General features: G+C 60.7%; 15 protein-coding genes. 8 read left to right on the top strand and 7 right to left on the bottom strand.

Annotated elements, in window-relative coordinates; genetic code table 11:
• The first annotated feature begins 146 nt into the window (after positions 1-146).
• The 3 genes from recF (at position 147) to yidA (ending at position 4605) form a co-directional block, all read left to right on the top strand.
• Positions 147-1232, top strand: coding sequence for a DNA replication/repair protein RecF (recF, locus tag HMPREF3138_RS04475; protein ID WP_038876012.1), 1086 nt, complete (start codon positions 147-149; stop codon positions 1230-1232).
• 18 nt (positions 1233-1250) lie between these two features.
• A complete protein-coding gene (gyrB, locus tag HMPREF3138_RS04470; RefSeq protein WP_038876010.1) occupies positions 1251-3665 on the top strand; it encodes a DNA topoisomerase (ATP-hydrolyzing) subunit B in 2415 nt (804 codons plus the stop codon).
• Between the two features lie 124 nt (positions 3666-3789).
• Entirely contained in the window at positions 3790-4605 is an 816-nt protein-coding gene (gene yidA / locus HMPREF3138_RS04465; protein ID WP_038876008.1) for a sugar-phosphatase, read from the top strand.
• Positions 4606-4630: 25 nt separating this feature from the next.
• Here the strand turns inward: yidA and HMPREF3138_RS04460 are convergent, their stop codons facing one another.
• Both HMPREF3138_RS04460 and HMPREF3138_RS04455 read right to left on the bottom strand, forming a co-directional pair.
• Positions 4631-5572 (bottom strand): ornithine cyclodeaminase family protein, encoded by a 942-nt coding sequence (locus HMPREF3138_RS04460; protein WP_038876006.1) that lies wholly within the window; start codon positions 5570-5572, stop codon positions 4631-4633.
• On the bottom strand, positions 5559-6527 hold the full coding sequence (locus tag HMPREF3138_RS04455) for a threonine/serine dehydratase (protein WP_038876004.1): 969 nt from the start codon (positions 6525-6527) through the stop codon (positions 5559-5561). The genes HMPREF3138_RS04460 and HMPREF3138_RS04455 overlap by 14 nt, the downstream gene beginning before the upstream one ends.
• Before the next feature lie 36 nt (positions 6528-6563).
• Here HMPREF3138_RS04455 and HMPREF3138_RS04450 point away from each other — a divergent pair, with 36 nt between their 5' ends.
• Both HMPREF3138_RS04450 and HMPREF3138_RS04445 read left to right on the top strand, forming a co-directional pair.
• A complete protein-coding gene (locus HMPREF3138_RS04450) occupies positions 6564-6884 on the top strand; it encodes a hypothetical protein (protein ID WP_038876003.1) in 321 nt (106 codons plus the stop codon).
• A gap of 132 nt (positions 6885-7016) precedes the next feature.
• Entirely contained in the window at positions 7017-8297 is a 1281-nt protein-coding gene (locus HMPREF3138_RS04445; protein WP_038876002.1) for a YidR family protein, read from the top strand.
• Between the two features lie 30 nt (positions 8298-8327).
• Here HMPREF3138_RS04445 and HMPREF3138_RS04440 read toward each other — a convergent pair whose 3' ends face one another.
• Entirely contained in the window at positions 8328-8675 is a 348-nt protein-coding gene (locus HMPREF3138_RS04440) for a YceK/YidQ family lipoprotein (protein ID WP_016929593.1), read from the bottom strand.
• Positions 8676-8984: 309 nt separating this feature from the next.
• Here HMPREF3138_RS04440 and ibpA point away from each other — a divergent pair, with 309 nt between their 5' ends.
• The 3 genes from ibpA to HMPREF3138_RS04425 all read left to right on the top strand — a co-directional run bounded on the left by ibpA (position 8985) and on the right by HMPREF3138_RS04425 (position 11753).
• Positions 8985-9398 (top strand): small heat shock chaperone IbpA, encoded by a 414-nt coding sequence (ibpA, locus tag HMPREF3138_RS04435; RefSeq protein ID WP_004933919.1) that lies wholly within the window; start codon positions 8985-8987, stop codon positions 9396-9398.
• A 100-nt stretch (positions 9399-9498) separates the two neighbouring features.
• Positions 9499-9927 (top strand): small heat shock chaperone IbpB, encoded by a 429-nt coding sequence (gene ibpB / locus HMPREF3138_RS04430; RefSeq protein WP_004933922.1) that lies wholly within the window; start codon positions 9499-9501, stop codon positions 9925-9927.
• 167 nt (positions 9928-10094) lie between these two features.
• On the top strand, positions 10095-11753 hold the full coding sequence (locus tag HMPREF3138_RS04425; RefSeq protein WP_038876001.1) for a putative transporter: 1659 nt from the start codon (positions 10095-10097) through the stop codon (positions 11751-11753).
• 10 nt (positions 11754-11763) lie between these two features.
• On the opposite strand, the gene HMPREF3138_RS04420 is transcribed toward HMPREF3138_RS04425, so the two are convergent.
• The 4 genes from HMPREF3138_RS04420 to HMPREF3138_RS04405 all read right to left on the bottom strand — a co-directional run bounded on the left by HMPREF3138_RS04420 (position 11764) and on the right by HMPREF3138_RS04405 (position 15889).
• Entirely contained in the window at positions 11764-12144 is a 381-nt protein-coding gene (locus HMPREF3138_RS04420) for a type II toxin-antitoxin system VapC family toxin (RefSeq protein ID WP_038876000.1), read from the bottom strand.
• Complete coding sequence (locus HMPREF3138_RS04415) at positions 12144-12365, bottom strand: ribbon-helix-helix domain-containing protein (RefSeq protein WP_038875999.1); 222 nt, start codon at positions 12363-12365, stop codon at positions 12144-12146. Before HMPREF3138_RS04415 ends, HMPREF3138_RS04420 begins: the two co-directional genes overlap by 1 nt.
• 74 nt (positions 12366-12439) lie before the next feature.
• Positions 12440-13690, bottom strand: coding sequence for a valine--pyruvate transaminase (locus HMPREF3138_RS04410; protein ID WP_038875998.1), 1251 nt, complete (start codon positions 13688-13690; stop codon positions 12440-12442).
• A gap of 135 nt (positions 13691-13825) precedes the next feature.
• Positions 13826-15889 carry an alpha-amylase gene (locus HMPREF3138_RS04405; RefSeq protein ID WP_070558814.1) on the bottom strand — a complete coding sequence of 688 codons (2064 nt, stop codon included), beginning with the start codon at positions 15887-15889 and terminating at the stop codon, positions 13826-13828.
• Positions 15890-15927: the final 38 nt, after the last annotated feature.

Genomic DNA, 15927 nt, shown 5'->3' with positions numbered 1-15927 from the left:
TCTTGCTTGCCATTTTACGATTGGGCAGTGCTCGCAATCCTCACGTACTCTGTGTACGCTCCGGTTGCTGTGCGCTGTCCGCTCGTAAACTGCCTGCGCCGATAACGCCCTTACAGTGAGCGTAGTTTCCCGGTGATAGAGTTGGCATGGCATTAACGCGTTTATTGATTAAAGATTTCCGCAATATCGAGGCGGCGGATTTGGCACTGGCGCCGGGATTCAACTTCTTGGTCGGCGCCAACGGCAGCGGCAAGACCAGCGTGCTGGAAGCAGTGTATACCCTCGGGCACGGCCGCGCCTTTCGCAGCCTGCAGGCCGGTCGGGTGATCCGCCACGACCAGCCGGAGTTCGTGCTGCACGGCCGCATAGAAGGTACGGAGCGCGAGCTGTCGGTAGGATTGAGCAAGAGCCGTCAGGGTGACAGCAAAGTACGCATCGATGGCAGCGACGGCCACAAGGTGGCCGAGCTGGCGCAGCTGCTGCCCATGCAGCTGATCACTCCCGAAGGTTTTACCCTGCTGAACGGCGGGCCGAAATTCCGGCGCGCCTTCCTGGACTGGGGCTGTTTTCATAACGAACCCGGTTTTTTCACCGCCTGGAGCAACCTGAAACGGTTACTGAAGCAGCGCAATGCCGCGCTGCGCCAGGTGAGTCGCTATGCGCAGATCCGCGCCTGGGATCAGGAACTGATCCCGCTCGCGGAGCGCATCAGCGAATGGCGGGCGGAATACAGCGACGCGATCGCCGCGGATATCACCGCGACCTGCGCGCAGTTTCTGCCTGAATTCGCCCTGAGCTTCTCCTTCCAGCGCGGCTGGGACAAAGAGAGCGACTACGGCGAGCTGCTGGAGCGCCAGTTCGAGCGCGACAGGGCGTTGACCTATACCGCGGTGGGGCCGCACAAAGCGGACTTCCGCATTCGTGCCGACGGCACGCCGGTAGAGGATTTGTTATCGCGCGGTCAGCTTAAGCTGCTGATGTGCGCGTTGCGCTTGGCGCAGGGTGAGTTTCTCACCCGGCAGAGCGGGCGGCGTTGCCTGTATCTGATTGATGATTTTGCCTCCGAGCTGGACACCGGCCGTCGCCGGTTGCTGGCCGATCGCCTGAAAGCCACCCAGGCCCAGGTTTTTGTCAGCGCGGTCAGCGCTGAACAAGTGACCGACATGGCCGGTGAAAAGGGCAAGATGTTCCGCGTGGAACAGGGTAAAATAGAGATTCAACCACAGGACTAAAATGAGCGAGAAACGTTGATGTCGAATTCTTATGACTCCTCAAGTATCAAGGTATTAAAAGGGCTGGATGCGGTGCGCAAGCGCCCGGGCATGTATATCGGCGATACCGATGACGGCACCGGTCTGCACCACATGGTATTCGAGGTTGTGGACAACGCTATCGACGAAGCGCTCGCGGGCCACTGTAGTGACATTCAGGTCACCATCCATGCCGACAACTCGGTATCGGTACAGGATGACGGCCGCGGCATTCCGACCGGCATTCACCCTGAAGAAGGGGTTTCAGCCGCAGAGGTCATCATGACCGTGCTGCACGCCGGCGGTAAATTCGACGACAACTCCTATAAAGTTTCCGGCGGCCTGCACGGCGTGGGCGTCTCGGTGGTTAACGCTCTGTCTGAGAAACTGGAGCTGGTGATCCGCCGCGAAGGCAAAGTACACGAACAAACTTACAGCCACGGTGAGCCGCAGGCGCCGCTGAATGTGGTGGGCGAAACCGAGCAGACCGGCACCATGGTGCGTTTCTGGCCGAGCCACCAGACCTTCACCAATGTGACCGAATTCGAATACGACATTCTGGCCAAGCGTCTGCGCGAGCTGTCCTTCCTCAACTCCGGCGTGTCTATCCGCCTGCAGGACAAGCGCACCGACCGTGAAGACCACTTCCATTACGAAGGCGGCATCAAGGCGTTTGTCGAGTACCTGAACAAGAACAAAACCCCGATCCACCCGAACGTGTTCTACTTCTCGACCGTGAAAGACGACATCGGCGTGGAAGTGGCGCTGCAGTGGAACGACGGTTTCCAAGAAAACATCTACTGCTTCACCAACAACATTCCGCAGCGCGACGGCGGCACGCACCTGGTCGGTTTCCGTACCGCGATGACCCGTACGTTGAACAGCTACATGGAAAAGGAAGGCTACAGCAAGAAGGCCAAGGTCAGCGCCACCGGCGATGATGCGCGTGAAGGCTTAATCGCCGTGGTGTCGGTGAAGGTGCCGGATCCGAAGTTCTCTTCTCAGACCAAGGACAAGCTGGTCTCTTCCGAGGTGAAAACCGCGGTTGAAACGTTGATGAACGAGAAGCTGGTGGATTACCTGATGGAAAATCCAGGCGACGCGAAAATCGTGGTCGGCAAAATCATCGACGCGGCGCGCGCGCGCGAAGCGGCGCGTAAAGCGCGTGAGATGACCCGCCGCAAAGGCGCACTGGATCTGGCCGGCCTGCCGGGCAAACTGGCGGACTGCCAGGAACGCGATCCGGCGCTGTCCGAACTGTACCTGGTGGAAGGGGACTCCGCGGGCGGCTCTGCCAAGCAGGGGCGCAACCGCAAGAACCAGGCTATCTTGCCGCTGAAGGGGAAAATCCTCAACGTCGAGAAAGCGCGTTTCGACAAAATGCTCTCCTCGCAGGAAGTGGCGACGCTGATCACCGCGCTGGGTTGCGGCATTGGCCGCGACGAGTACAGCCCGGATAAGCTGCGTTACCACAGCATCATCATCATGACCGATGCCGACGTCGACGGTTCGCACATCCGTACGCTGCTGTTGACCTTCTTCTACCGCCAGATGCCGGAAATCATCGAGCGTGGCCACGTGTTCATCGCGCAGCCGCCGCTGTACAAGGTGAAGAAAGGCAAGCAAGAGCAGTACATCAAAGATGACGAGGCGATGGATCAGTACCAGATCGCCATCGCGATGGACGGCGCTACGCTGCACACCAATGCCAGCGCACCGGCGCTCGGCGGCGAGCAGCTGGAAAAACTGGTGGCCGAACACTACGGCGTGCAGAAGCTGATCGGCCGTATGGAGCGCCGCTACCCGCGCGCGCTGCTGAACAGCCTGATCTATCAGCCGACGCTGAACGAAGGCGATCTCAGCGATGAAGCCAAGGTGAAAACCTGGATCGCTTCGCTGGTGCAGGCGCTGAACGACAAAGAGCAGCACGGCAGCAGCTATGACTTCGTTATCTTCGAGAACCGTGAGCGCCAGATGTTCGAGCCGGCGCTGCGCATCCGCACCCACGGCGTGGATACCGACTATAAGCTGGACTTCGACTTCATTCACGGCGGCGAATACCGCAAGATCTGCCAGCTGGGCGAGAAGCTGCGCGGGCTGATCGAAGACGGTGCGTTCATCGAGCGTGGCGAACGTCGTCAGCCGGTAGACAGCTTCGAGCAGGCGCTGGAGTGGCTGGTTAAAGAGTCGCGCCGCGGCCTGTCGGTGCAGCGTTATAAAGGTCTGGGCGAGATGAACCCGGAGCAGCTGTGGGAAACCACCATGGATCCGGAAAGCCGCCGCATGCTGCGTGTGACCGTCAAGGACGCCATCGCTGCCGATCAGCTGTTCACCACGCTGATGGGCGATGCGGTTGAACCGCGCCGCGCCTTTATCGAAGAAAACGCCCTGAAAGCGGCGAACATCGATATCTGATGCGTTAATGGCTGTGAAAATCCGCGCCGGGCGACCCGCGCGGATTTTTTTACGCCTTTTTTGGCGCTGACAGCCGAGGCTGAAACGCGTTAGCATGAGAAAAAACCACTGGGAGAAGCGTTGAATGGCTATTGAACTGATTGCGATCGACATGGACGGCACGTTGCTGGATCCGCAGCACCAAATCACGCCGGCGGTAAAGCAGGCTATCGCGGCAGCGCGGCGCAAAGGGGTGCACGTGGTGCTGGCCACCGGGCGGCCTTATGTCGGCGTGCAGGACTATCTGCGCCAGTTGGACATTCAGGGCCCCGGCGATTTCTGTATAACCTATAACGGCGCACTGGTGCTGCGTGCGGTCGACGGCGCCTGCATCCTGCAGGAAACGCTGGGCTTCGAGGACTATCTGCACTTCGAACAGATGGCGCGCGAGCTCGGCGTTCACTACCAGGCGTTCGATTTCGACACCCTGTATACCCCGAACAAAGACATCGGCAAATACACCATACACGAGGCGGAAATGACCGGTATTCCGCTGAAATACCGCAGCGTGGAAGAGATGGATCGCCAGATGCGTTTCCCTAAAGTGATGATGATCGACGAGCCGGAGTTGTTGGACCGCGCTATCGCGCGCATCCCGTCGGAAACGCGCGAGCGTTATACCATTTTGAAAAGCGCGCCTTATTTCCTCGAGATTCTGCACAAGAACGTCGATAAGGGCGCCGGGGTGAGAATGCTGGCCGAGCACCTCGGCGTGGCGCGGGAAAACATCATGACGCTGGGGGATCAGGCCAACGATACGGCGATGATTGAGTATGCCGGCGTCGGCGTGGCGATGGGCAACGCGATTCCCGAGCTGAAAGCGGTGGCGCAGTTTGTCACCGGCGCCAATACCGAAGACGGCGTGGCGCGCGCCATCGAGAAGTTCGTGCTCAACGCCTGAGAACACGGGGCGCTGCGGCGCCCCTTTATATTGCCGCCAACACCCCTTTGGCGATCTGCAGATCCTGAATCGCCAGCCCGGTAAGATCGGCGATGGTGATGTGCTGCGGTTCGCTTCGCAACCGCCCGCCCTGCGCCAAGAGGGCGCCCATTTCGACGATTGGCATTGAAGTGAGCCTGTTTTGCCGATAAGCCGTCGCGATCTCGCCATAGTCAGCGCATTGCGCCAGCGCATCGACCAGCAGCGCGTCCGCGTTGGCCACCAGATCGGTCGCCAGCTCCTGCTTGCCGGGCGCGTCGGCGCCCACGGCGGTGATGTGCGTGCCGGGCCGGATATCCGCAGCCTGCAAGATCGGTTCGCGGCTGGGCGTGGTGGTCACGATCAGTTGACAGTGCGCCGCCAGCTCGGCCGCGTCCTGTGTGACCCGCACCCGAAAACCTTCGGCCTCGGCATCGCGCCGATACGCCGCCAGCGCCTGTTCGTTGCGGCCCCACACCCACACCTCGCGGCAATCGGTCACCGGTTTCAGGCATTGCAGCTGTAGCCGCGCCTGCAGGCCGGTGCCGACCATGCCGATCGCCTGAATATGCGGCGGCGCGCACAGTTCGGCGGCGATGCGGCCGGCCAGTGCGGTGCGCAGCGCGGTCAGCCAGCCCTCATCCTGCAGCAGCGCCCGGGGTTCGCCGGTTTGGGCGGAGAACGCCATCACCAATCCCTGATTGCTGGCCAGGCCGCGCTCGGCGTTGCGATAGAAACCAGTGGACACCTTGACCACGAACAGCTCGTCGCCTTCCAGCCAGGCGGATTTGATGCAGCAATCGCCGGCGGCCTGTTCGAACAGGAAATGCTGTACCCGCGGCTGTTGCACCCGCCGCTGCGAATAGGCGATAAACCCCTGCTTCAGCAGCGCGGTTATGGCCTCGGCGTCGAACGCGGCGAGGATTTGCTGCCGGTTAAGGATGTGCATCGGCGACGGCCTTAAGGTATTTCTCCAGCACGATGTTTTTACCGCACAGCACCACCGCCACTTTTTTCCCCTGAAATTCCGGCGCCAGCCTGATCGCCGCCGCCAGCGCCACGCCGGCCGCGCCTTCGATAATCCACCGATCGCTGGCGGCGATCCGGCGCATCGCGTGTTTGATCTCTGCTTCGCTGACCAGTACTTTGCGGTCGATCAGCTGCTGGCACAGGGGAAAGGTCACGGCGCCCGGTTCGACGCCGCCGGCGGTGCCGTCGGACAGCGTTTCTTGCTCTTCCACCGGGAAGATATGGCCCGCTTCCAGCGCGCTGTACATGCTGGTGGCGTTTTCAGGCCAGCAGGCGATAAGCTGCGTGTTCGGCGACAATTGCCGCAAAACGGTGCCGATACCGGCGATATAACCACCGCCACCCACCGCCACGAACACGGCGTCCAGACCGGTGAGCTGTTCAACCAGCTCCATGCCGCAGGTGCCCTGGCCGGCGATCACCTGCTCGTCGTTATACGGCGAGATATAGGTTTTTCCCTGTTCGCGGGCGGCCTGTTCCCCGGCCAGTTCGGCGTTCAGCGCATCGCCCGGCACCAGTTCCACGGTGCCGCCCAGCGCGCGGATGGTGTCTAGCTTGATGCTCGCCGCCGTCTCCGGCGCATAAACCGTGACGCCAACGCCCATCAGCTGCCCCGCCAGGGCGACCGCCTGGCCGTGATTGCCGGTTGAGGCGGCGATCACGCCGCGCCGGCGTTGCTCGCTATCCAGCAATCGCAGCTTGTTGCTGGCGCCGCGAAATTTAAAGGAGCCGGTGTGCTGCAGATGGTCGCATTTCAGATACAGCTCACAGCCGAGCTGCTGTGAAAGCAGCACGCTGCGCTCCAGGGGCGTGACCCGTACCTGAGGGCGCAGTTGCTGATGGGCAGAAACAATGGCATCGAAGAGGGGATTCATACCGGCTCCGTAATATTTTGGACTTAAAAATCCAGTTTGTACTTTTTTGTATTGATTGTAAACCCCGTCGCCCGCCCGCCGGGCAACCCGGCCCGCCAGCGGCAACGGCCGGGGAAGCGCATCGCGTTGGCGTTGAAAATAATCATTAACCTGTCGTTTAGCGACACGATTTTTTATTTATTTGCGTTAAGGAAGCTGCTGCCGCTGACTTATTTTGATAAAGGAAATGAGAATGAAAAAAATAGCGCTCGCGGCATCCGCCTATACGGCATGGGCGCCGTTGAGTTTCGCCGCCAGGAATGCGAGCGCCTAATCGGCCGCTTATTTCCTGCCGATGCCGTCGTTCGGCTTAAATGATAAGACGCTGAAAAATAATTGCGTCATTTCGAACCGAAAAATCCCCCCGCCTTACCCGCGCAGGCCATGTGAAACGCTGTCGCCGATCCGGTAAGATGGCGACTCAGTGCCGGCATGCGCAGGAGAACCGCCATGAGCCATCGGGAAAAACAACTGACTTTCGACCCTCGCGGGCATCAGTTAACCAATATCAACGTCTGGACGCCGGACAGCCAATGGCTGGCTTATGACGTGCGCCCGCGCGGCGCCTCTTTCACCGGTCTGAGCATCGAGCGGGTCAACGTCGCCAGCGGCGCGGTGGAGGTGGTTTATCGCGCCCAGCACGGCGCCCACGTCGGCGTGGTCACGGTCAGCCCCGATGCGCCGGCGCGTTATGCCTTTATCCACGGTCCGGAGCACCCCGACAGCGCCTGGCAGTATGATTTTCACCACCGCCGCGGGGTGATCGTCAGTGAACCGGATCGCGAGTTGGCCATCACCCTCGACGCGCTGGATATCACCGCCCCCTACACGCCCGGCGCGCTGCGCGGCGGCAGCCATGTGCACGTTTTCAGTCCGGACGGCAGCCGTCTTAGCTTTACCTACAACGATCACGTCATGCACGAACGCGATCCGGCGCGCGATCTGCGCAACGTCGGGGTGGCCGTGCCGCTGCACGGGGTCAATCCGCCGAAACAGCACCCGCGCGAGTATGACGGTAGCCACTATTGCGTGCTGGTCAGCGAAACCGTGCCGCAGCCGCAGCCGGGCAGCGATCAGATCAATCGCGCCTACGAAGAAGGCTGGATCGGCCGCGAAGGTTACCGTAAGGCCGACGGCAGCCGGCAGCGCTGGGCGCTGGCGTTCATCGGCGATACGCTGTCCGCCTCCGGCGAGAAGCTGCCGGAGGTGTTTATCGTCGATCTGCCGGAGAACGATGCCGATTACGCCAGGGCGGGCGCTTTGCCGCTGCAGGGGACGGAAAGCGAGCTGCCGGCGCCGCCGCAGGGCGTCAGGCAGCGGCGGGTAACCTTTACCGGCGATCGTCGTTTTCCGGGCGTGGCCGGCGCGCCGCGCCATTGGCTGCGCAGTTCGCCGGACGGCAGCCAGATTGCATTTTTGATGAAGGATGACGGCGGCGTGGTGCAGCTGTGGACGGTGTCGCCGAACGGCGGGGAGCCGCGCCAGGTGAGCCGCAGCGAGCATGACATCCAGTCGGCGTTCAGCTGGCACCCGCAGGGCGGGGCGATTGCTTTGGTGTGCGATAACAGCGTGATGCTGTGCGAGGTCGCCGGCGGCCGCCTGCAGCGTTTAACGCAGCGCAGCGCGCAGCCGCCGTCGGCGGATGCCGTGGTGTTTTCACCGGATGGCAAGAAAGTGGCGTTTATGCGCGAGATAGCGGGGTTCAACCAGATCTTTGTGGTTGAGGTGTAAGGCGGGCCTGGCGGCCCGCTGCGTGCGCGATTAGTGGGTGGCGGTGCTGTCGTTGCCTTCGCCGGGATTGCCGGTTGCCGCCAGATTCTGCTGCTCGCTGCGCAGGATGCGCGCTTTTGGCGAGTCTGCGGTGGCGTCGTTGCCGGAACGCAGATAGTCGTAAGGCAACAGTACGGTGTCCATCACCGCGGAGAACGGCAGATCCAGCGCCACCAGCGGCATCATCGCCCAGCTGGTGTTGTCGTCCTTCAGCATGTCCACGCTGGCGCGGGTGCCGGGATAGTAACCCTGATTCGGGCCGGTATGGCTCATCACGCTGGAGCAACCGCTGGTCGCCAACAACATGCAGCCCGTCGCTATCGCTTTCATCGTCGTCATTAATCCATCCTGCAGGGTTGCTGTTCCCCTAAATTAAGCTGATTTATAACATCCTGTTGCTGCTTTTAAAGAAGCAAAATCCCGCTCTGTGGCGGCTCTCTCACTTTAGTGTAAGTGGTAAAAAAACTTTCGCCTAATCGGTGCGAAGTTTTTTTGATCCTCGCCTGTTGAATTGATGAAATCAACCCCCATTTTATCATCAGAGCCGAATTGAGAATTCGCCGTAAGGGAATTCTGGCTTAATTAGCCTGTCCAGAGTGGAAGGCGTATTTATTTCAACCTCGCTGAAGTGCCTTAGGAGGCTGTTTTATGCGTAATTTTGATCTTTCCCCGCTATACCGTTCCGCCATTGGTTTCGATCGCTTGTTTAACGCGCTGGAAGCCGGTCAGAGTCAGGGCAACGGCGGTTATCCGCCTTATAATGTCGAGCTGGTGGACGAAAATCATTATCGCATCGCCATCGCGGTAGCCGGGTTTGCCGAGCAGGAGCTGGAGATCACCACGCAAGATAATCTGCTGATCGTGCGCGGGGCGCACAATAACGAACCGGCAGAAAAAACCTATTTATACCAGGGCATCGCCGAGCGTAATTTCGAGCGTAAATTCCAGCTGGCCGAACATATTCAAATTAAAGGCGCCAAACTGGAGAATGGCCTGTTGTATATCGACATGCAACGCATCGTGCCGGAAACATTAAAACCGCGCCGCATCGAAATTAAATAAATTCCCGTTTCGCCGGCAGGTACGCTGCCGGAAAATAATACCTAGCCTGCCGTCAGGGGGCTGAATAAACACATCTCGCTTAATGAAAGGAGTTGTTCCTATGCGTAATTACGATTTATCCCCGCTTCTGCGTCAGTGGATTGGTTTTGATAAATTGGCCAGTTCAATGGGTGGCCAGGAACCCCAGGGGTTCCCACCGTACAACATCGAGAAAAGCGATGACAATCACTACCGCATTTCTCTGGCGCTGGCCGGTTTCCGGCAGAGTGAACTGAATATCGAAGTGGAAGGGCCGCGGTTGACCGTCAGCGGTAAACCTACGCCGCCGGAAAAACAGGTCGAATACCTGCATCAAGGCCTGGTGTGCAAAGAGTTCCAGCTGACCTTCACCCTGGCGGAGCATCTGCAGGTGTCCGAGGCCAAATTTGAAAACGGCCTGCTGCACATCGATCTGGTGCGTCAGGTGCCGGAAGCCTTGCAGCCGCAGCGCATCGCCATCGGTGCGACGCCGGAGCTGGAAGCCAAATAACCGACTGAAAAACGGTCATCATCATGCGGGGGAGATCCAGACGGATCTCCCCCGCTGCGTTATGTGGCGCACGCCACAGTCCCCCCGTCTGTCCGATGTCATAATCCTTGTTAACTGTGTGCTTTTAACTGCGAATTCCCGATTCAACTTTGGCAAGGATGTGATCTATGAACGATATCGCCCTGACCGTCAGCATGTTGGCGCTGGCGGCCGTCATTGGGCTGTGGATGGGGAACTGGAAGCTGTACGGCGTCGGGCTGGGCATCGGCGGCGTGCTGTTCGGCGGCATCCTGGTCGGTCACTTCGCCCAGAGTGGGCAAATCAGCCTGAACGGGGACATGCTGCACTTTATCCAGGAGTTCGGCCTGATCCTGTTCGTTTACACCATCGGTATTCAGGTCGGCCCCGGTTTCTTCTCTTCGCTGCGCGTCTCCGGTCTGCGCCTCAACGCCTTCGCGGTGCTGCTGGTGCTGACCGGCGGTGTCGTGGCGGCGGCGGTGCACAAGCTGTTCGACGTGCCGCTGCCGATCATCCTCGGCGTGTTCTCCGGCGCGGTCACCAATACTCCGGCGCTGGGTGCCGGTCAACAAATCCTGACCGATCTCGGTTCCGATCCGGCGTTGGTGGACGGGATGGGCATGGGCTACGCCATGGCCTATCCGTTCGGCATATGCGGCATTCTGCTGGTGATGTGGCTGATCCGGCTGTTTTTCCGCATCAACATCGAGCGCGAGGCGCAGGCGTTTGAAAGCAGCCTGGGCAATCAGCGTGAGCTGCTGCACGCCATGAACGTGGCGGTGCGCAACCCGAATCTGCAGGGCATGGCGATCAAGCAGGTGCCGCTGCTCAACGGTGAAGCGATCGTCTGTTCGCGCCTCAAACGCGGGGAGCTGCTGATGGTGCCGGCGCCGCACGAGCGGCTGGAGCTTGGCGACTACCTGCATCTGGTGGGCAAACGCGAAGATCTGGAAAATGCTCGGCTGGTGATCGGCGAAGAGGTGGATGCCTCGCTGTCGACGCGCGGCACCGCGCTGCAGGTGGTGAGGGCGGTGGTGACCAACGAGCAGGTGCTGGGCAAGAAAATCCGCGATCTGAACCTGAAGCAGAAGTATGACGTGGTGATTTCACGCCTCAACCGCGCCGGCGTGGAGCTGGTGGCCGGCAGCAACGTGACGCTGCAGTTCGGCGACATTCTCAACCTGGTCGGTCGGCCGGAGGCCATCGACGCGGTGACGGCAATCGTCGGCAACGCCCAACAAAAACTGCAGCAGGTGCAGATGCTGCCGGTCTTTATCGGCATCGGCCTCGGGGTGCTGCTCGGCTCCATTCCGCTGTTCGTACCCGGCTTCCCGGCGGCATTGCGGCTGGGGTTGGCCGGCGGGCCGCTGGTGGCCGCGCTGATCCTGGGGCGCATCGGCAGCATCGGCAAGCTGTATTGGTTTATGCCGCCGAGCGCCAACCTGGCGCTGCGCGAACTGGGCATCGTGCTGTTTCTGGCGGTGGTTGGATTGAAATCGGGCGGCAACTTCATCGATACGTTGTTGCACGGCGAGGGGCTGACGTGGGTCGGGTACGGCGCGCTGATCACCGCCATTCCGCTGCTGAGCGTCGGTATTCTGGCGCGCACGGTGGGCAAGATGAACTATCTGACGCTGTCCGGCATGCTGGCGGGATCGATGACCGATCCGCCGGCGCTGGCGTTCGCCAACGGTCTGCATCCCACCAGCGGCGCCGCCGCACTGTCTTACGCCACCGTGTATCCGCTGGCGATGTTCCTGCGCATCATGTCGCCGCAGCTGCTGGCGGTGCTGTTCTGGACGCTGTAACGCTGCCCGACTACAGCCGGTAAGGCATTAACACGCCGTTGTCAGTGCCAAAATCTTTGGGGTTGCGGGAGATGAGCGTCCGGAACCCCACCTGCGCGGTGGCCCAGATAATGGCGTCCGGCAGCTTCACATGCTGTGAGTGGCGCAATTCTACGGCGCGTTCGGCAACTTCATCGGTAATAGGCAGCAGCAGGAATTGCCCTAAAAACTGGCGCGTTTTCAGCTCCAGCGCCGGCCCCTGTTTTTTGGCACCCACTATCACTTCCATCCAGGTGATGGCGCTAATAGCCGGGTTGATGTGGTATTCGGTCAGAACGTCTTTGGCTTGAGGAATGCCGTTGAGATAATCGATCAGGATATTGGTGTCGAATAACGCCCGTTGAGCCACCATTATTCCCACTCCTCGCGCTGACGATTTTCGTAGTCTACGCCATCGCCCATCGCCCCGGACCAGAGCCCGAAGGCATTGCTGGGATCTTCAACGTGGTTCTCCGCCAGATAACGGGAGACGGCCTGACGGATGATTTCGGCCCGGGGAACGTGGCGGATATTTTTCAGATTGTCGAGCTGCCGCAGGTCTTCTTCAGGTAAATCGATCACGATGCGAGTCATCGCTAGCCTTCCAAAAAAAGATATACGATATATGCATCGTATATCTTTATCGGTCAATTTTCAATCAGCTGGCGTTAGCCTTCCTGATGCGCGCGTTCGATCTCTTCCGCCAGGATCGCCACGCCGCGCTCGATTTTCTCCGGGTCGGGCACGTAGTTCATGCGCATGCACTGGTGGGTATGCGGCCAGTCGTGCTCCAGCCCCGGGAAGAAGTAGTGGCCCGGCACCATCAGCACGCCGCGCTTTTTCAGGCGCTGATACAGCACTTCGGTGGTGATCGGCAGATCCTTGAACCACAGCCAGAGGAAGATAGCCCCTTCCGGTTTGTGGATCAGGCAGCGCTCCGGCGACAGGTAGCGGCGGATAATCTCGATGGTGTGCTCGACGCGCTGTTTGTAGAACGGGCGAATCACCTCGTTCGACAGGCGCAGCAGATCGCCGCGCGCGATCATTTCCGTCGCCATCGCCGGCCCCATGCTGCCCGGCGACAGGCTGATGATGCCGTTCATGTTGGTCAGCGCGGTGATCACCTTCTCGTCGGCGATCACGATGCCGCAGCGCGAGCCCGGCAGGCCGAGCTTGGACAGACTCATGCACAGGATGGTGTTCGGGTTCCACAGCGGCGTGGCGTCGCTGAAGATGATGCCGGGGAAAGGCACGCCGTAGGCGTTGTCGATCACCAGCGGAATATCGCGCTGCTGCGCCAGCAGGTCAAGCTTCATCAGCTCTTCGTCGGTGATCACGTTGCCGGTCGGGTTGGTCGGCCGTGAAACGCAGATCATGCCGATGTCGTCGCCGATGGTGAGGTGTTCGAAATCAACGTGATACTTGAACTGGCCGTCCGGCAGCAGCTCGATGTTCGGCTTGGCGGAGACGAACAGCCCTTCGTCCAGCCCGGCGTCGGCATAGCCGATATATTCCGGCGCCAATGGGAACAGCACGCGGCGGCGCGAACCGTCGGCATAGCGGCCGGCGAACAGGTTGAACAAGTAGAAAAACGCGCTTTGGCTGCCGTTCGTCAGTGCAATATTCTGTGGCGAAATCTCCCAGCCGAGCTCGTCACGCAGCAGATTGGCCAGCGCTTCCAGCAGCGCGTCCTTGCCTTGCGGGCCGTCGTAGTTGCACAGCGCTTCGGTCAGTTTGCCCTGATCGAGCATCTCCTGGCACAGCTGTTTGAAGTAGGCTTCCATCTCTGGGATCTGCGCCGGGTTGCCGCCACCGAGCATGATGGCACCGGGGGTGCGCAGGCCTTCGTTCAGGTCGTCCATCAAACGGGTAATGCCCGCATAACGGGTAAATTTTTCGCCGAAAAGTGAGAAAGTCATAGGTGCAGCAGTACTGTTTCTTAGCAGGTAATCCCCCACCATACCGCCAGACAAATCCCGCTGCAATGCGGCCGACAAATCGACCAATGGGCACAAACTTCGCCCATTAGTCGATTAGTAGCATATTACACTGGATTATTGTGACCGTTCGCCGGCCCACACCCCCATCACCTTATCGTCGCCGAGCCGGCGGCTGAAGGCGTAGTAGGCGGCGTGCGGCTGCGGGGTTTGCACGCCGCCGCCGATCGCCGGGTGGCGAGCGCGGAACTGCCCCAACCGTTGCCAGTGGGCCAGCAGCGGGGCTTTTTCTCCCAGCAGTTCACGCCAGTTCATGTCGGAGCGGGTGCCCTGCAGCGGATCGGAACCGGTTGGGCCGAGCGGGCGGCCGCTTTCATCGCCGTAGTAAATCTGCACCGCACCCGGCGCCAGCAACAGCAGGTTCGCCGCCCGCTGTTGCAGCGGCAGCGAGCCTTTGGCGTCGCCGGCGAAGAACAGCCGGGTGTCGTGTGAAGAGAGGTAGCTCAGCACGTTGAAATCCTGCAGCCGCTCGGCCATCTGCCGGTAGGTGGCGTCGATGTCGGCAAAGCAGCCCAATGCCTGCGACGCCTGGTCCTGGAAGTCGAAGTTGATCATCGCGTCGAAGCCGTTTTGGTAATAGTCGCTTTTCATCACCCCGTGGCCCCAGGCCTCGCCGGTCATCCAAAACGGCGCGTCATCCAGCGCTTGCTGCGGATGCTCCGCTTTCCACGCCGCCAATGCCGCCGTGGCGCGCTGCTTCAACAGCGCCAGCGTAGGTTTTTCCACGTGCTTGGCGGTATCGACGCGAAAACCGTCGATGCCGTAATCGCGCACCCACTGGCTGAGCCAGACGGTCAGGTAATCGCGGGTGGTGGCGCCGGGCATGTCGCGCGCGGCGGTGTCGGGTTTGTGGCGATAGAACAGTGGCAGGCCGCTGGCGCCGGGCGCTTCGGTTTTGATGTCCGGCAGGAAGGCCAGCGACATCGTCAGGTCGTCATAGCCCGGTGAGTCATAGTCGCCGATGTCGGTGCGGATCCAGTTTTTCCCCCACCATTGGCGCCAGCCCGCTTTGTCGCTGAAGTTGATGTAGTCGTTGAAGCTGTGCCAGTTTTGCCCCGGCCCGGGGCGCCAGTCGCTCCAGTTTTTCCCCAGGGTTTTCTCCACCTCTGTACCTTGCAGATACAGCGAGCCGAAGTGGAACGTCTGCATATCCGCCAGCGTGGCGTAACCGACATGGTTCACCACCACGTCGAACAGAATGCGAATGCCGCGCCGATGCGCTTGCTCGACCAGCGTGCGCAGCTCCTGTTCGGTGCCCATGTTGGCGTCGAGGCGAGTCCAGTCCAGTGCGTAATAGCCGTGATAGGCGTAATGCGGGAAATCGCCTTTGGTGCCGCCGCCAACCCAGCCGTGGATCTGCTCCAGCGGCGAGCTGATCCACAAGGCGTTGACGCCCAGCTGCTGCAGATAATCCAGCTTCTGCGTCAGGCCGGCCAGATCGCCGCCGTGAAAGGTGCCTATTTCCTGCAGGCCGTCGCTGCGGCGCCCATAGCTGTGGTCATTGGCCGGGTTGCCGTTCTCAAAGCGATCGGTCAGCACGAAGTAGACCGTGGCGTTATGCCAGCTGAACGCCGCCGGTTTCGCCGTGGCGGCGGATTCCAGCAGCAACAGGCCGCCGCTGGCGGCGGCGGGCTGCAGCGTGATTTTCCCCTGGCTCACCTGCGCCGTTTGACCGGAATAGAAATCGCGCAGCGTTTCGCCTTCGGCGAAGGTGGAGGCGACGTCGATCGTGACCGGCTTGCCGTCCCAGCGCGGGCAGCTGCGGACGGCAACGGCGGTGTTTTCCGGCGCGCTGCTCAGGCTGAGCTGCAGCGTCGGCGTGCCGCTGCGGGTGTCGATGCGCACCTGATAATCGCCGGCGCGGAACTGCCGCCAGCTGACCGGCGGATGAGTGCCGCAGGGCTGCAGCGACAGCGTCTGGTTAAGCTTCACCGCCTCGGCCGGCTGCCAGCAGTGGTTATCCTGATACAGCCGCAGCGGCAGCTGGCCTTTGGGAAGCGCGGCCTGACTGGCGAACAGCCCGGCGGCAGTTTCGTCGAAGGCCGGGAAGCCCGGCAGCGTCCAGCCGGCCAGCGCCGAAGGCGACAGCAGCATCAACAAGGGCAGGGGTAACAGTTTCATGGCTCTCCTTACGCGCGGCAGGAAGCGTTTTCTCGCAG

It is taken from the genome of Serratia sp. HMSC15F11, from assembly GCF_001808215.1.
GTDB classification, from domain to species: Bacteria; Pseudomonadota; Gammaproteobacteria; order Enterobacterales; family Enterobacteriaceae; genus Serratia; species Serratia nevei.
The sequence above is the reverse complement of the archived record's forward strand: the minus strand, read 5'-3'. Positions and strand labels throughout refer to the sequence as shown.

Excerpts from the sequence above, each read along its gene's own strand:
- recF (WP_038876012.1), top strand. The coding sequence starts at position 147 with ATGGCATTAACGCGTTTATTGATTAAAGATTTCCGCAATATCGAGGCG.
- gyrB (WP_038876010.1), top strand. The coding sequence starts at position 1,251 with ATGTCGAATTCTTATGACTCCTCAAGTATCAAGGTATTAAAAGGGCTG.
- yidA (WP_038876008.1), top strand. The coding sequence starts at position 3,790 with ATGGCTATTGAACTGATTGCGATCGACATGGACGGCACGTTGCTGGAT.
- HMPREF3138_RS04460 (WP_038876006.1), bottom strand. The coding sequence starts at position 5,572 with ATGCACATCCTTAACCGGCAGCAAATCCTCGCCGCGTTCGACGCCGAG.
- HMPREF3138_RS04455 (WP_038876004.1), bottom strand. The coding sequence starts at position 6,527 with ATGAATCCCCTCTTCGATGCCATTGTTTCTGCCCATCAGCAACTGCGC.
- HMPREF3138_RS04445 (WP_038876002.1), top strand. The coding sequence starts at position 7,017 with ATGAGCCATCGGGAAAAACAACTGACTTTCGACCCTCGCGGGCATCAG.
- HMPREF3138_RS04440 (WP_016929593.1), bottom strand. The coding sequence starts at position 8,675 with ATGACGACGATGAAAGCGATAGCGACGGGCTGCATGTTGTTGGCGACC.
- ibpA (WP_004933919.1), top strand. The coding sequence starts at position 8,985 with ATGCGTAATTTTGATCTTTCCCCGCTATACCGTTCCGCCATTGGTTTC.
- ibpB (WP_004933922.1), top strand. The coding sequence starts at position 9,499 with ATGCGTAATTACGATTTATCCCCGCTTCTGCGTCAGTGGATTGGTTTT.
- HMPREF3138_RS04425 (WP_038876001.1), top strand. The coding sequence starts at position 10,095 with ATGAACGATATCGCCCTGACCGTCAGCATGTTGGCGCTGGCGGCCGTC.
- HMPREF3138_RS04420 (WP_038876000.1), bottom strand. The coding sequence starts at position 12,144 with ATGGTGGCTCAACGGGCGTTATTCGACACCAATATCCTGATCGATTAT.
- HMPREF3138_RS04415 (WP_038875999.1), bottom strand. The coding sequence starts at position 12,365 with ATGACTCGCATCGTGATCGATTTACCTGAAGAAGACCTGCGGCAGCTC.
- HMPREF3138_RS04410 (WP_038875998.1), bottom strand. The coding sequence starts at position 13,690 with ATGACTTTCTCACTTTTCGGCGAAAAATTTACCCGTTATGCGGGCATT.
- HMPREF3138_RS04405 (WP_070558814.1), bottom strand. The coding sequence starts at position 15,889 with ATGAAACTGTTACCCCTGCCCTTGTTGATGCTGCTGTCGCCTTCGGCG.